This is a genomic window from Oceaniovalibus sp. ACAM 378 (assembly GCF_008085915.1).
Lineage (GTDB): Bacteria > Pseudomonadota > Alphaproteobacteria > Rhodobacterales > Rhodobacteraceae > Oceaniglobus.
In genome coordinates, this window is the sequence record NZ_VSJK01000007.1 from 75290 (window position 1) to 89971 (window position 14682).

General features: G+C 61.1%; 14 protein-coding genes. 12 read left to right on the top strand and 2 right to left on the bottom strand.

Translation table 11 applies throughout. From position 1 onward, the window contains the following. Positions 1-10: 10 nt before the first annotated feature. On the bottom strand, positions 11-811 hold the full coding sequence (locus tag FQ320_RS10700) for a 16S rRNA (uracil(1498)-N(3))-methyltransferase (protein ID WP_148472047.1): 801 nt from the start codon (positions 809-811) through the stop codon (positions 11-13). 11 nt (positions 812-822) lie between these two features. Between FQ320_RS10700 and ubiA the strand changes: the two genes are divergently transcribed. The 10 genes from ubiA (at position 823) to rnk (ending at position 10827) form a co-directional block, all read left to right on the top strand. After that, complete coding sequence (ubiA, locus tag FQ320_RS10705) at positions 823-1827, top strand: 4-hydroxybenzoate octaprenyltransferase (protein ID WP_148472049.1); 1005 nt, start codon at positions 823-825, stop codon at positions 1825-1827. Positions 1828-1888: 61 nt separating this feature from the next. Beyond that, on the top strand, positions 1889-3841 hold the full coding sequence (locus FQ320_RS10710; RefSeq protein ID WP_148472050.1) for an OmpA family protein: 1953 nt from the start codon (positions 1889-1891) through the stop codon (positions 3839-3841). After that, positions 3828-4157 (top strand): hypothetical protein, encoded by a 330-nt coding sequence (locus FQ320_RS10715; RefSeq protein WP_148472052.1) that lies wholly within the window; start codon positions 3828-3830, stop codon positions 4155-4157. The genes FQ320_RS10710 and FQ320_RS10715 overlap by 14 nt, the downstream gene beginning before the upstream one ends. A gap of 546 nt (positions 4158-4703) precedes the next feature. Continuing rightward, a complete protein-coding gene (locus tag FQ320_RS10720; protein WP_148472054.1) occupies positions 4704-5450 on the top strand; it encodes an ABC transporter ATP-binding protein in 747 nt (248 codons plus the stop codon). Beyond that, complete coding sequence (locus tag FQ320_RS10725) at positions 5447-6166, top strand: ABC transporter ATP-binding protein (RefSeq protein ID WP_148472056.1); 720 nt, start codon at positions 5447-5449, stop codon at positions 6164-6166. Before FQ320_RS10720 ends, FQ320_RS10725 begins: the two co-directional genes overlap by 4 nt. 48 nt (positions 6167-6214) lie before the next feature. Beyond that, complete coding sequence (locus FQ320_RS10730) at positions 6215-7414, top strand: ABC transporter substrate-binding protein (RefSeq protein ID WP_148472058.1); 1200 nt, start codon at positions 6215-6217, stop codon at positions 7412-7414. Between the two features lie 74 nt (positions 7415-7488). Next, positions 7489-8376, top strand: coding sequence for a branched-chain amino acid ABC transporter permease (locus FQ320_RS10735; protein WP_148472476.1), 888 nt, complete (start codon positions 7489-7491; stop codon positions 8374-8376). Between the two features lies 1 nt (position 8377). Further along, positions 8378-9358 (top strand): branched-chain amino acid ABC transporter permease, encoded by a 981-nt coding sequence (locus tag FQ320_RS10740; RefSeq protein WP_148472060.1) that lies wholly within the window; start codon positions 8378-8380, stop codon positions 9356-9358. A gap of 494 nt (positions 9359-9852) precedes the next feature. Beyond that, positions 9853-10305 (top strand): hypothetical protein, encoded by a 453-nt coding sequence (locus FQ320_RS10745; RefSeq protein WP_148472062.1) that lies wholly within the window; start codon positions 9853-9855, stop codon positions 10303-10305. Between the two features lie 81 nt (positions 10306-10386). Beyond that, complete coding sequence (gene rnk, locus FQ320_RS10750) at positions 10387-10827, top strand: nucleoside diphosphate kinase regulator (protein WP_148472064.1); 441 nt, start codon at positions 10387-10389, stop codon at positions 10825-10827. 68 nt (positions 10828-10895) lie between these two features. On the opposite strand, the gene FQ320_RS10755 is transcribed toward rnk, so the two are convergent. Beyond that, complete coding sequence (locus FQ320_RS10755; RefSeq protein ID WP_148472066.1) at positions 10896-12437, bottom strand: phospholipase D family protein; 1542 nt, start codon at positions 12435-12437, stop codon at positions 10896-10898. Between the two features lie 510 nt (positions 12438-12947). Here FQ320_RS10755 and FQ320_RS10760 point away from each other — a divergent pair. Further along, positions 12948-13871, top strand: a complete 924-nt coding sequence (locus FQ320_RS10760; protein WP_148472067.1) for an ABC transporter ATP-binding protein — start codon at positions 12948-12950, stop codon at positions 13869-13871. Next, positions 13871-14632: an ABC transporter permease gene (locus FQ320_RS10765; RefSeq protein WP_148472069.1), complete on the top strand. Its 762-nt coding sequence runs from the start codon at positions 13871-13873 to the stop codon at positions 14630-14632. The genes FQ320_RS10760 and FQ320_RS10765 overlap by 1 nt, the downstream gene beginning before the upstream one ends. Positions 14633-14682: the final 50 nt, after the last annotated feature.

Here is a 14682-nt window from a genome sequence, read left to right on the forward strand (position 1 = left end):
AAGCTCCGCATCATCGCCAATCGCCGTAAATCGATTGCCACAGGGTAAGCGCAGCCACGGCGGCGGTGTCGGCGCGCAGGATCCGGGGGCCAAGACTGACCGCGCGGGTGAATGGCAGATCCGACAGGCGGGCGCGCTCGGCCTCGGAAAAGCCACCCTCGGGGCCGATCAGGATGGCCCAGGGACCGGGGGTGTCTCCTCGGTCCTTTCGTCCCTCCTCGACCTTTCCGGCGTCATCGACCCTGACGGCGCTTTCGCCGCCATCCGCGAGGAGGGACGAAAGGACCGACGAGCGCGCCGCAAGCGATTCGTCACAGAACATCAGCAGGCGGTCGGCGGGCCAATCGGCCAGAACCCGGTCCAGCCGCTGCAGCTCTTCGACCGGAGGCACAAACGTTCCGCCACATTGCTCCGCCGCCTCGACCGCATGGGCCTGCAGCCGGTCCTGCCGCACCCGTTCCGCATTGGTGAATTGCGTCTGCACCGGACAGATCCGCGCCGCGCCCAGTTCCACCGCCTTTTCGACGATAAAATCCGTGCGCGCTTTTTTGAGCGGCGCGAACAGCAGCCAGACATCGGGCGGATCCTGCTGCGCCCGTGTGGATTCAACCACCCGCAGCACGCCGCGCCGTTTACCGGCCAGTTCCACCTCGGCCCGCCATTCGCCGCTCTGCCCGTTGAACACCCGCAGTTCCGCCCCCACAGACAGCCGCATCACCCCGAACAGGTAATGCGCCTGCGCTTGCGACAGCGGCACGGATTGCGCCGGCGCAAGTGGGTGGTCTAGGAACAGACGGACGATCGAAGCCATGGGAGCATTCTATGTCCACGGACCAGACGACGCCAGAGCCCTCGGCCCCGGGCACCCCACCACCGGATTCGCCAGCCACCGATTCCGTTGCGGATGCCGTTACAGGCAACTGGGTCGACCGGATCGCGCCTGCCGCCACGCGGCCCTATCTTCGCCTGTCGCGGGCCGATCGGCCGATTGGCACCTGGTTGTTGTTGCTGCCCTGTTGGTGGGGCCTGTTGCTGGCCGCCAGTATGATCGGGCGATTCGGCTGGACCGAAGCATGGATCGGGTTTGGCTGCGCCATCGGCGCCTTCCTGATGCGCGGTGCCGGCTGCACCTGGAACGACATCACCGACCGCCACATCGACGGGCGGGTCGAACGCACCCGATCGCGGCCCATCCCATCCGGTCAGGTCAGCGTCAGACAGGCGCTTGCATGGCTGGCGGTTCAGGCGCTGGTGGCCTTCGCGATCCTGCTGACCTTCCATCCCGTCGCGATCTGGCTGGGAATCGGCAGCCTGGGGTTGGTCGCCATCTATCCCTTTGCCAAGCGCTTTACCTGGTGGCCACAGGTGTTTCTGGGGCTGGCATTCAACTGGGGCGCGCTGCTGGCCTTTGCCGCTGTCACCGGCGACGTCCAACTGCCCGCCATCCTTCTTTACCTGTCCGGCATTGCTTGGACGCTGTTCTATGACACCGTCTATGCCCATCAGGATATCGAGGATGACGTGCTGATCGGAGTCAAATCGACGGCCCGGTTGTTTGGTGATGACACCCACACATGGCTGCGCCGCTTTTTGGTGGCCAACGTGACCCTGATGGCGCTGGCGATCATCGCAGCACTGGTCGGGCGGGCGAATGTCTTGGCGGTGGTTGTGGCGCTGGGGGCACCATGGGCCATGGGCTGGCACATGGTCTGGCAGTTGTCGCGCCTCGACATCCGCGACACGGGCGTTTGCCTGCGACTGTTCCGCTCCAACCGGGACGCGGGTCTGTTGGTTGCGCTGTTTCTCGCCATTGCGGTGTTGCTTTGATTGCCCCGGGGCGGGTCGGACGATAAACACCTTTTAAATGCCCTTGGGAGCCTTGAACGGCATGCGCTTTTCCAACTTTGTCCCGATGCTGCTCGCCTTTGTTGTGGCCTGTATATTGTCGGTATTTTCCGCAGGTTTTGCCGTCACCCAGATCGAACAACGTTCGGCTGGCGCCGTCACCACGGCAATGCGCGATCAGGGGCACGACTGGGTTAGTGCTTCGGCTGACGGGCTGCAAGTGCTGCTTGACGGCACCGCCCCGGACGAAGCGAGCCGGTTTCGCGCCATCTCTGTGGCGAACGGAATCGTTGACGCCGCGCGGGTGATCGACCGATTCGATGTGGCCGCGGCCTCGGTGATCGAAGCGCCCCGCTTTTCCATCGAAGTGCTGCGCAATGCCGCCGGAATTTCACTGATCGGACTGATTCCGCTGGTGTCCGACCGCGAAGCGCTTGTCGCCAGGATCCGCGCGCTGCCCAAGGCCGGAGAGGTGAGCGATCTTCTGGAAACCGCCGATTTCCCATCCCCCGAAGGCTGGGATGCCGCGCTGGACTTCGGCCTGCTGGCGCTGCGCCAGTTGCCGCGCTCGAAAATCTCGATCGCCGCCGACGCCGTGTCGATAGATGCGATTTCGGACAGTCGCGCCGACAAACGGCGGATCGAATCCGATTTGAGCCGCGCGGCACCCTCCGGGCTGAAGCTGGAGATGAACGTCGCAGCACCGCGCCCGGTGATCACGCCCTTTACCCTGCGGTTCCTGATCGACGAAGACGGCGCAAGGTTCGACGCCTGCTCCGCCGCCACCGAACAGGGCCGGACTCAGATTCTGTCCGCGGCCCGCGATGCCGGGCTCGAGGGATCGGCCGACTGCACCATCGGTCTTGGCGTGCCCAGCCCCGACTGGTCCCGCGCCGCAGTTTCGGGAATTAAAGTGCTGGCCGAACTCGGCGGCGGATCACTGACGCTTTCGGATGCCGACATCACGCTGATCGGTCAGGACACGACCGATCCCGCGCTGTTCGAAAGGATGGCAGGAGAGCTGGAAGGCGCACTGCCGCTCGGATTTTCCCTGTTCGCCGTACTGCCCAAAAAAGTGGTGATCGACGGCACCGGCGAAGGCGACGGACCGCCTGAATTCATTGCCACCAGAAGCGTCGAAGGTCTGGTGCAGCTCAGAGGTCGGATCGCAGGGGACCGCGCCCGCATCGCCATGGGCAGCTTTGCCAAGGCACGTTTCGGCGTCGATGCGGTAACGGACGCCACCCGCACGGACGACACTTTACCCGATGGCTGGTTGCCCCGTGTGCTGGCCGCGCTCGAAGCGCTGGGACAGTTGCACAACGGCACTGCCGTGGTCCAACCCGAGGTGGTCAGCATCACCGGCACCAGCGGCAACCCCGACGCCCGCGCTGAAATCTCCCGCATCCTGTCGGATCAGTTGGGCAGCGCCGAGAATTTCGCCCTGCGGGTGACCTATGACAAAAAGCTCGATCCGGTTCTGGGCCTGCCCACTCCCGAGGAATGCGTGGCGCAAATCAATCAGGTCATGGGCGCGCGAAAGATCACCTTTGCCCCCGGTTCGTCCGACATCGACACCGATGCGCGGCAAACGGTCGAACGGATCGCCGAACTGCTGCGCACCTGCAACGATGTGCAGATGGAGATCGGCGGCTATACCGACAGCCAGGGCCGCGAATCGATGAACCAGCAACTGTCACAGGCCCGGGCCGAGGCGGTGCTGACCGCGCTGGCAGCGCGCCGGGTTGCCACGGCCAATCTTTCGGCGATCGGCTTTGGCGAAGAACGCCCGATCGCCACCAATGAAACCGAAGACGGGCGCGAAGCCAATCGACGGATTGAATTCAAACTGATATCCGCCGATGACGACGAGCAAGACGATGACGCCGGAACCGGGACGGCGGAAGAGGACCCTGCGGGGGCCGAGGACGCGCCCGAGGCTGAGGGCGGAGAGATCATCACGGGCGGTGCAGAAAGCGACAATGAACAGAACTGAATTCATCATCGCAACGGCGATTATCCTGTTCGTTGCCTTTTCGCTGGGCTGGTTCGCCAGTTGGCTGGTTCACAAACTGACCCGGGTCAGCCAAAGCGATATCGGCGAGCTCGACACAATGGCGCAGCAGCTGCACGAGGCCGAGGAGACCCGCGACGAGGCGATCCGCTATGTCCATGCACGCGAGGCAGAACTGACCAACCAGCTCGCCCAGACCGAGGCCGAACTGCGAGCGGCCATGGACGGATTGCGCGATGCACGCCACGAGGCCGAGGAACTGCGCGGATATATCGAGCGGACGAGCCAGACGGCCTGACACGTGCGCTCCTGTTGTCTGATGGTGTGATCCTTTCGCAGGGAAGGAAGCGGTGCCTTGGGACATGGTTTGTCACGCCAGCCCGCCGCCTTCCCCTTACATATCTAGACATCGGGATCGGGCATCGGGCGGGACTTGCGTACTTGCCAGCGGCACGCCGACAGCCGCTCGGCGCGATCATTTACCCGGCTTTTTCGAACCCGCAGGCGTCCCGCTTCCCACCCGCGCCGACACCTCCTCCAGACCGGCACTAGACCCGGTGCCGTGTAAATCTGCGGCCAACCCATGCTTTACAGACTTTCGGGCGCTGGCACCGTCCAGAGGAGGTCCGGTTACCCAAGGGAAGCATTGCCTGACTACGTTTCAACTGTATGGATGGAGCAGCAGGTATCTTGGCGGGCACGAAATAATCAGAACGAACTCATTGACGATTAGGGTATATTATTTCAGTCTCGCGTTGAGAATTTCAGAGGCCCGGACCCAGATGATTGAATTTTTCCAGTATCGCAAAAAGCCGAGTCTCCGTCTCCCGGCGGCAGGCCAGATATGACCTATGCCTTGGAAGCTCGGGGGCTGACGAAAGAATTCAAAGGCTTCGCTGCCGTCAGCAACGTCGATCTGAAAATCCGCAAGGGCAGCATTCACGCGCTGATCGGGCCGAACGGCGCCGGAAAAACAACCTGCTTCAATCTTCTGACGAAATTCCTTCAGCCGACGCGCGGAACGATCATATACGAGGGGCGCGATATCACACGCATGGCCCCGGCACAGATTGCGCGGCTTGGCCTTGTTCGCTCGTTCCAGATCTCGGCAGTGTTTCCCGATCTGAGTGTGTTGCAGAACGTGCGTGTCGCGCTTCAGCGCAAGCGCGGCGAGAGCTATGATTTCTGGCGGTCGGAAAAAACGCTGACCCGCTTTGACGATGCGGCGCGCGCCTTCGTGGAAGAGGTCGGACTGTCGGAATTTGTCAATAACCGCGCGGGCGATCTGTCCTATGGCCGCAAGCGCGCTCTGGAAATTGCGACGACGCTGGCACTTGAGCCCGATATGCTGCTGCTCGACGAACCGATGGCGGGCATGGCGCAGGCGGATGTCGAACGGATTTCGGCACTGATCCGGCGCGTGGCCAAGGGCCGCACGATCCTGATGGTCGAACACAACCTGTCGGTCGTTGCCGATCTGTCGGACTGGATCACCGTCCTGGCGAGGGGCGAGATTCTGGCCGAGGGCGATTACGAAACGGTCAGCAAATCGCCTGCGGTGATCGAAGCCTATATCGGGGCAGAAGCATGAGCGACAAGGCAAGTGACGGCGCGCTGCTGCGGGTCGAGGGGCTTCAGGGCTGGTACGGCGAAAGCCATGTCCTGCACGGAATCGATTTCACGGTAAACCCCGGCGAGGTCGTGACCCTTTTGGGGCGCAACGGCGCGGGCAAGACATCGACCCTCCTTGGGATCATGGGCATCCTGCCCCGGCGCGAAGGCTCGGTCCGCTTTAACGGCAACGAGATCATCGGCCTGCAACCACGCCAGATTGCGCGGCTCGGCATCGCCATCTGCCCCGAGGAACGCGGCATCTTCGCCTCGCTCAACGTCGAGGAAAATCTGATGCTGCCGCCGCGCATCGCCGATGGCGGCCTGAGCGTCGAGCGGATCTTTGACCTGTTTCCCAACCTCAAGGAACGCCGCCGCAGTCAGGGCACGAAACTGTCTGGCGGCGAACAGCAGATGCTGGCCATCGCGCGGATTCTGCGCACCGGCGCCAAATTGCTTTTGCTGGACGAACCAACCGAGGGGCTGGCCCCGGTCATCGTCCAGCAGATCGGTCGCACCATTGCCGCGTTGAAGAACGAAGGCTTTACCATCGTTCTGGTGGAGCAGAACTTCCGCTTCGCCGCATCGGTCGCCGACCGTCACTATGTCGTCGATCAGGGGCGGGTGATCGACATGATCCCCAACGCCGACCTGCAGGCGAACATGGACAAGCTGCACGCCTATCTTGGCGTCTGAACAACAAAAACCGGCGCGAAATTGCGTCATGATAAGGGAGAGAACGACATGATGAAATCACTGGCATATGGAACGGCGCTCGGCGCGCTGATCGCCGGATCGGCGATGGCTCAGGACATCGAAGTCAAGCTGGGCGTGCTGAACGACCGCTCGGGCGTCTATGCTGACCTTTCGGGCGAAGGCTCGGTCGTGGCCGCGCGTATGGCGGTCGAAGATTTCAAGGCATCCGACAAGGGCCTGAAAGTCGAGATTATCTCGGCCGACCACCAGAACAAGCCCGATATCGGCTCGAACATCGCCCGTCAGTGGTATGACGAAGAAGGCGTGAACGCGATCCTCGACGTGCCTACATCCTCGGTCGCGCTGGCTGTGGCCGACATCACCGCCGAAAAGAACGGCGTGCTGATCAATTCCGGCGCAGGTTCGACCGCGCTGACCCGCGAACAGTGCCGCGCGACGACGATCCACTGGACCTATGACACCGCAGCCCTTGCCAATGGCACCGGCGGCGCGATGACCAATTCAGGCGGTAAAAAGTGGTTCTTCCTGACCGCTGACTATGCCTTCGGTCACTCACTGGAAGAAAACACCGCCAAGGTGGTCGAAGAGAACGGCGGCGAAGTCGTCGGCACCGTCAACGTTCCGTTCCCGGCACAGGATTTCTCGTCGTTCCTGCTGCAGGCCCAAGGGTCTGGCGCTGATGTCATCGGTCTTGCCAACGCTGGCGGCGACACGGTGAACGCGATCAAGCAGGCGTCGGAATTCGGCATCACACAGGCGGGTCAAAAGCTGGCCGCGCTGCTGTTCTTTGTCACCGACGTGCACGCACTTGGGGCCCAGACGGCACAGGGCCTGTCCCTGACCGAAGCCTTCTATTGGGATCAGAACGACGCGACCCGTGCATGGTCCAAGCGGTTCTTCGACACCCACGGCTCGCAGCCGACCATGGTGCAGGCCGGGGTCTATTCCGGCACGCTGGCTTATCTTGCTGCGGTCGAAGCTCTGGGCAGCGCCGATGACGGCAAGGCCTTGGTTGCCAAGATCAAAGAGATGGAGATCGAAGATCCGCTCTTTGGCACGGTCAAGGTGCGCGGCGACGGGCGTGCGGTCCATGACATGTACCTGTTTCAGGTCAAGTCACCGGACGAATCGACCGGCGAATGGGATCTCTACAACCAAATCTCTTCGATCAATGGCGATGACGCCTTCCTGCCGATGCTGGACGAGTGCGACTTTACAAAAATGTAAGCCGATAACGGCCAATCCGCCCTCCGGATCCATCCGGGGGGCGGTGCATGAAACGACGACGGGGCACTTTTCGCATGTTCGAGCTTTTGGGAATTCCGCCGCAGGTCCTTTTGGGACAACTGCTGCTTGGCCTGATCAACGGGTCGTTTTATGCTGTCTTGTCGCTTGGGCTGGCCGTGATTTTCGGCCTGCTCAACATCATCAACTTCGCCCATGGCGCGCTGTACATGATGGGCGCCTTCGTGGCCTGGATGCTGTTGCACTATCTTGGCATCGGCTATTGGCCCGCGCTGATCCTTGCGCCGCTGATCACGGGTGCCTTCGGAATTCTGCTGGAGCGCACGATGCTGTCGCGGCTCTATCATCTTGACCATCTTTACGGGCTGCTGCTGACCTTTGGTCTGGCGCTGATCATTCAGGGGCTGTTCCGGAACTACTATGGTATTTCTGGCCTGCCCTACCAAATTCCTGACCTCCTGTCGGGTGGCAACAACCTTGGGTTCATGTTCCTGCCGAACTATCGCGCCTGGGTCGTCGTTGCTTCGGCGATTGTGTGTTTGGCCACATGGTTCATCATCGAAAAGACCCGGCTTGGCGCCTATCTGCGCGCCGCCACCGAAAATCCGGTGCTGGTCGGTGCATTCGGCATCAACGTGCCGCTGCTGATCATGCTGACCTATGGCTTTGGCGTGGCGCTGGCGGGGTTTGCCGGTGTGCTGGCCGCGCCGATCTATTCGGTCAATCCGAACATGGGCGCCGACATGATTATCGTGGTCTTTGCCGTGGTCGTGATCGGCGGCATGGGATCGATCATGGGGGCAATCCTGACGGGATACGTGCTGGGACTGGTCGAGGGCCTGACCCGGGTATTCTATCCCGAGGGATCGGCGGTGGTGATCTTCGTCATCATGGCGATCGTACTTTTGATAAAGCCCGAAGGGCTGTTCGGGAAGGCCGCTTGAGATGCAACAGACTGACACCGTAACCCCGCCTGTCGAGACGATCGCCTCGGCCACCGGAATGCCGATGCTGCACAAGATCATTTTCCTTGGCCTGCTCGCATTTCTGATGGTGCTGCCGTTCATGGTCTATCCGATCTTCGCCATGAAGGTGATGTGCTTTGCGCTGTTCGCGGCGGCGTTCAACCTGCTTCTCGGGTTTGGCGGGCTGCTGTCATTCGGCCATGCCGCCTATTTCGGCAGCGCAAGCTATGTCGCCGCCCACGCCGCCAAGGTCTGGGGCCTGACGCCCGAACTGGCGGTGCTGTCGGGCACGGCCGCGGCGGCTTTTCTCGGGCTGGTGATCGGTTCACTGTCGATCCGCAGGCAGGGGATCTATTTCGCCATGGTCACGCTGGCCTTTGCGCAGATGATTTATTTCCTGTCCCTGCAACTGCCCTTTACCGGCGGCGAGGATGGGATTCAGTCGGTTCCGCGCGGCGAATTGTTCGGGATCTTCTCGCTTGAGAACAACATTCCGCTGTACTTCTTTGTGCTGACGGTGACCTTCGGTGGCATTCTGATGCTGTACCGCATCGTGAATTCGCCCTTCGGTCAGGTGCTGAAAGCGATCCGCGAGAACGAACCGCGCGCGATCTCGCTTGGCTATAACGTCAACCGTTACAAGCTGATGGTCTTTGTGCTGTCGGCGACGTTCGCCGGACTTGCCGGGGCCACGAAAAGCCAGGTGTTCCAGCTTGCCTCGCTGACCGATGTGCATTGGTCGATGTCGGGCGAGGTGGTGCTGATGACACTGCTCGGCGGCATGGGCACCATCTTTGGCCCGTTGGCGGGGGCCGCGATGATCGTGACGATGCAGAACTATCTTGCGACCTTCGGAGCCTGGGTGACCGTGATTCAGGGCGTCATTTTTGTGATTGGCGTGCTGCTGTTCCGCGAAGGCGTGATTGGCGTACTGGCACGCTGGTTCAAGCGCCCGCTGTAATCGCGGACGTTCACCGCCACAACGCTGCGCCGTCCGGGCCAATCGCCCACCGCATCTGCCGGTCACCCGGCAATTCTGTTGCCGCACCCGGCAGTGCCTGCGGCGCATGAAACACCCGCCACGCGGGACACCGGACAGCCATGTCCGGCAAAGGCAGAAGCACCGGCCATGGTCGATCTGCACAAGCCGTGCGGTGCCCTTTTGGAGAGTGTGCGGATAACCGCCTGAATACCACCGACATTTGCCGTTGCTTTGCCTCTTTCGCGGACAGGTCGGTCATCCCTATCGGTGAATTTGCTTGGCCAATTGACTTGTGAAGGGTGGGTGACTACCTTTTGATTCATGATGGTACATGCAGATCATTTCCGCTTTCGCCTGCTCAACCGCCCTTTTCCCCGGGCGGTCTAGGCGCGCCTGCGCCTGTCGAACGACCCGGGGCATCATCTCAATCCGAAGTATGAGCGTGAAACGACATTGTCGTCCGAGGAGCAGTCATGACCGGTATTCGCGAAACCCAATTTTCCAGTCCCCAGTCCCGCCTTGGCCCCAAGATATCAACGCGCCGTCAGGCGATGTTGCCCTTGGACGACCATCGGCGGCTTCAGCAATATCTGTCCCTGTGTGAAACACCGGAACAGCCGGATGCGGCGATCCTTTGCCATGTTCTGCACCACAAGATCATGACATCCGATCCCGTCAGCAACCTGTCGCTCCGCGATCTCGTAACCGGCGGTTGCCGGGTCGAGTTTTCTGTGGGCAACGGGCCGTTGCAGACCGGATTGATGTCCCACACGGCGCGTTCAGCGCCAGATATCGGGGTCATTCCGGTATTCTCGCTGCTGGGCGCCACACTGATCGGTATGCGGGTGGGCCAAGGCGCCCCGCTCTTGTCCGAGGACGGTACCATCGCCACACTGTTGGTCACCGGCGTCGAACAACCGACCTAAGACTGCAAACCGCTATCCATGGGGGGCATATTGCTTCCCCCGCTGTCGTTTTTTTTACTCATCTCTGAAGGAGGTCTTCTGATGTCCACTCCCCGGACTGACAACGTGAAACCGCGCCGCGAGCGCGCCCCGAGAATCGTGATCGAGGCGAATGCCCTCGCCCATCTGGAATCCCTGGCGGAAGGCGCGATTCAGCGCAATCCGGAGCTGGCCAATCGTCTGCTTGACGAATTGGGGCGCGCCCGCATCGTCAAGCAGGAAAAACTGCCGGCGAATGTGGTGACCATCGGCAGCACCGTTTCCTATCGCGATGAATCCACCGGACAGGAAAAGACCGTGACGCTGGTCTATCCCGAAGACGCGGATATCGCCCTCCAGCGGGTGTCTGTCATGACGCCAATCGGCGTGGCACTGGTCGGGCTCGCCGAAGGTGCGGCCTTTCACTGGAACACGCGCGACCACCAGCGGCGGGCATTGACGGTGATCAAGGTTGAACAGGCTCAAGCAGCGACCGAAGCGTGACCTGCGTGCGGGGGCGGGCGGCGGGCGGCATGCCCCGAACCCGCCCGCCCGCAAGCCTTGGCGGCTGCTTACAAAAGCCATTCCACCGGCAACCAGCCGACCACGGCAATCGCCGCCCTTTTGAATATGTTCGAGCCGGGTTCGTCACTTGTCGCCTCGGCTGTGACCGGATCGACCCAGACAGGATGCCCGGCCTTCAGTTCAATCCGCCACGCCATACCGCTTAATTCGCGGTCAAATGCGTCGTGCAGGCCCTGCGCCATCTGCGGGCTGTCGATCAACAGGCCCATTTCGGTATTCAGCGTGGTCGACCGCGGATCGAAATTGAACGATCCAACAAAAATCCGCTCACCGTCGACTGCAAATGTCTTGGCGTGCAGGCTGGCCCCCGATGATCCGAACGGGCCGATCTTGTCGAGCGGGGCATTCGGTGCCGATGTGCGCCGCAACTCGTACAGCCCGACACCGGACCGCAGCAATGCCTTGCGCCGTTTGGCATATCCCGCATGAACCGGCAGCACGTCTGTCGCCTCAAGCGAGTTCGTCAGCATCCGGACCGAGACGCCGCTTTTCTGCAGTGTGCCAAAGGCCCGCGTTCCCACCTTACCCGGTACGAAATATGGTGAGATTCCGTCAAACTGCGCTTCGATATGCCCAACCGCCCGCAACAGACGCGAGGCAAGCAGATCCTCACGCGGAACAGCGCCTTCGCCCTTGACCGGATCGTCACTGACAAGAACGGCGGTGGTCCATTCAAGCTCAAGACGCCCCTCAGCCAATGCGGCCACGATATCCGATTTCTGTAAAAGGTCACGATATTCAGACATTTGCGGATCGCTCTGTCTCTGAGCCAATCCTGCACCAATCGGGTCAGAACCGTCGGACTTGCCCACGATCAGCCCGGCGGGGTGAACCGAAGGTGCCGCCCAGTACCGGTCGAAATCGGCCGAAACGTCGGACACGATGCCACCCGCCGCAAGCACGTCCAGATCGACGAACAGCGCGGTTGCGCCGGTGCCGAAATATTCGTCTCCGACATTCCGGCCCCCCAGAATTGTCACGTGGCCGTCTACCGTGAAGGATTTGTTATGCATCCTGCGGTTCAGACGGAAAAAGTCGAACCCATAGGACAGAAGTTTGAGCCGCCGCAGGTTGAACGGATTGTAAAGCCGGACCTCGACATTGGGATGGGCCACCAATGCGGCCAGTTCGGGGTCAAGGCCCGAGGTGCCGTTGTCGTCCAGCAAAAGCCGCACCCGCACACCGCGCTCGGCGGCGCGTTGCATCGCATCAAGAAGCAGGTATCCCGTCAGATCGCCGTGCCAGATGTAATACTGCGCGTCGATCGACGACACGGCAGCATCCGCCAGGATCATCCGCGCGGCAAAGGCGTCGGCACCATTCTGCAGCGGCGCGATACCGGTCAGACCGGCGTGATCTTTGCTGCGTTGTGCCAGCGCGTCGGCGATGGGCCCGGAGACAGAAGGCGGTAAGGCCAGGCTGTCGGTTCGCGCGGTCGCCGTCGGCGCTGCAAAGACGATCCTTGCAAGGATGATCGCGAACGACAGGAACACCGCAAAGGCGAAAAAGTATTTCAGAACCATCAACATCGGAATTCCCTGAAGCGCGAAGGCCGGACATGCCAGATGTGGCCTCCGCCGCACGTTCATGCAACTGTTCTCTCGTTGCCGCGTTAGACAGCGACGGTCGCAATCCACCCTTACAAGCCATGCAACCGGCGCAAAGCGGGCGACGTCACGGTTTCCTTTGTCCCGGCGCCGGCCAAATATATCGGGCCCGCCACAGCAGTCACGGACCACGGGCGCGGGTGAGCCGAATCTGTCCCTTGATCCGACCATTGATGCTTTCGGTTTCAAGCCGCTGGGCAGAAACGGGGACATGACTGGGATCAGGCGTTCGATGGCAACCAAACCGACGGCATTATGGCCGCGTGGTCTATGAGCTATTCGCTGCCCGGATCTGGCTTCAGACACGGACGCCCCGGCCAAAACCCGAAGGGCGCGCCAGCGCAGGGGCGGCAGTGCGCCTTTGCCCTATGATCCGCCCTTGATTCTGGCGGGCGCAATCTGTCATCAGGCAGCAACGCGAAAGGACATGACATGAACGACATCGTCATCGTCGATGGGGTGCGAAAATCCTATGACAACGGCTTCGAGGCCCTGAAAGCCGTCTCGCTGAACATCCGCGAGGGTGAAATTCTTGCCCTGCTCGGGCCGAACGGCGCAGGCAAGACCACTTTGATCTCGATCATCTGTGGCATCGCCAACGCGTCCGCAGGGAAAATCAGCGTCGGCGGTCACGACACGCTGCGCGATTATCGCGCCGCGCGCCGCCTGATCGGTTTGGTGCCGCAGGAAATCAGTCTTGAGCCGTTTGAAAAGGTCATCAACACCGTTCGGTTTTCCCGCGGGTTGTTCGGCTTTCCCAAGGACGAGGCACATATCGAAAAGGTGCTGCGCCAACTGTCTCTGTGGGACAAGAAAGACAGCCGCATCAACGAACTGTCCGGCGGCATGAAACGCCGGGTCCTGATCGCCAAGGCGCTGTCTCACGAACCTCGGGTACTGTTTCTGGATGAACCCAGCGCCGGGGTGGATGTGGAGCTGCGCAAGGACATGTGGCGCGTGGTCGACGGGCTGAAGCGCGACGGCGTTACGATTATCCTGACGACCCACTACATCGAAGAGGCCGAAGCAATTGCCGACCGCGTCGCCATCATCGCCCACGGAGAAATCCTGCTGGTCGAAGAAAAGGCCGCGCTGATGCAACGTATGGGGCAGAAACAGATGGTGATTGAATTACAGGTCCCGGTGACCGAAGTGCCGGAAGCGCTGCATCGTCACTCTCTTGAGATGGGCCCCGAAGGCACGCTGATCTTTTCCTATGACACGCGGGGCGAACGGACGGGGATCACCAAATTGCTGTCCGATCTTTCCGCCGCCGGCATGGTGCTGCGCGACGTGCAGACGCGGCAAAGCAGCCTAGAAGACATATTCGTCGATCTGGTGCGAAAGGACGCATGATGAACCTGAACGCAGTCCGCGCGATTTATATTTTTGAGATGACGCGCACCTTTCGAACGCTGCTGCAATCGGTGGTGTCACCGGTTCTGTCCACGTCGCTGTATTTTGTCGTCTTCGGTGCCGCCATCGGGTCGCGCATCGATACTGTCGAAGGTATCAGCTATGGCGCGTTCATCGTGCCCGGGCTGATCATGCTGTCGGTCCTGGTGCAATCGGTGTCCAACGCCAGTTTCGGCATCTATATGCCGAAATTCATCGGCACGATCTATGAACTGCTGTCGGCGCCTGCGTCGTTCATCGAGATCACCGCGGGGTATGTTCTGGCAGCGGCGACAAAATCGCTGATCATTGGGGTGATCATCCTGTTCACCTCGTTCCTGTTCGTCGACATCTCGGTTCAACACCCGTTCTGGATGCTGGCGTTTCTCGTGATGACCTGCCTGTCATTCAGTCTGTTCGGCTTTATCATCGGCATCTGGGCGAAGAATTTCGAACAGTTGCAACTGGTGCCGCTGCTGATTGTCACGCCTTTGGTGTTTCTTGGCGGATCGTTCTATTCGATTTCGATGCTGCCCGCCGGATGGCAGACCGTGGCGATGTTCAATCCCGTCGTCTATCTGGTGTCGGGATTTCGCTGGTCGTTCTTCGGTTCTGCCGAAGTCGCCTTGGGCTGGAGCCTGCTGGCCATCGCCGCTTTCACCCTTGCATGTGTCGCCGTGATCGGCTGGATTTTCCATACGGGATACCGGTTGCGCAAGTGATCCGGCGTGCCAAGCCGCAACACTGAGCCGCAGCACCGACAGCACGCCTT

Excerpts from the sequence above, each read along its gene's own strand:
- FQ320_RS10715 (WP_148472052.1), top strand. The coding sequence starts at position 3,828 with ATGAACAGAACTGAATTCATCATCGCAACGGCGATTATCCTGTTCGTT.
- FQ320_RS10720 (WP_148472054.1), top strand. The coding sequence starts at position 4,704 with ATGACCTATGCCTTGGAAGCTCGGGGGCTGACGAAAGAATTCAAAGGC.
- FQ320_RS10765 (WP_148472069.1), top strand. The coding sequence starts at position 13,871 with ATGAACCTGAACGCAGTCCGCGCGATTTATATTTTTGAGATGACGCGC.
- FQ320_RS10730 (WP_148472058.1), top strand. The coding sequence starts at position 6,215 with ATGATGAAATCACTGGCATATGGAACGGCGCTCGGCGCGCTGATCGCC.
- rnk (WP_148472064.1), top strand. The coding sequence starts at position 10,387 with ATGTCCACTCCCCGGACTGACAACGTGAAACCGCGCCGCGAGCGCGCC.
- FQ320_RS10725 (WP_148472056.1), top strand. The coding sequence starts at position 5,447 with ATGAGCGACAAGGCAAGTGACGGCGCGCTGCTGCGGGTCGAGGGGCTT.
- ubiA (WP_148472049.1), top strand. The coding sequence starts at position 823 with ATGTCCACGGACCAGACGACGCCAGAGCCCTCGGCCCCGGGCACCCCA.
- FQ320_RS10745 (WP_148472062.1), top strand. The coding sequence starts at position 9,853 with ATGACCGGTATTCGCGAAACCCAATTTTCCAGTCCCCAGTCCCGCCTT.
- FQ320_RS10735 (WP_148472476.1), top strand. The coding sequence starts at position 7,489 with ATGTTCGAGCTTTTGGGAATTCCGCCGCAGGTCCTTTTGGGACAACTG.
- FQ320_RS10710 (WP_148472050.1), top strand. The coding sequence starts at position 1,889 with ATGCGCTTTTCCAACTTTGTCCCGATGCTGCTCGCCTTTGTTGTGGCC.
- FQ320_RS10700 (WP_148472047.1), bottom strand. The coding sequence starts at position 811 with ATGGCTTCGATCGTCCGTCTGTTCCTAGACCACCCACTTGCGCCGGCG.
- FQ320_RS10760 (WP_148472067.1), top strand. The coding sequence starts at position 12,948 with ATGAACGACATCGTCATCGTCGATGGGGTGCGAAAATCCTATGACAAC.
- FQ320_RS10755 (WP_148472066.1), bottom strand. The coding sequence starts at position 12,437 with ATGTTGATGGTTCTGAAATACTTTTTCGCCTTTGCGGTGTTCCTGTCG.
- FQ320_RS10740 (WP_148472060.1), top strand. The coding sequence starts at position 8,378 with ATGCAACAGACTGACACCGTAACCCCGCCTGTCGAGACGATCGCCTCG.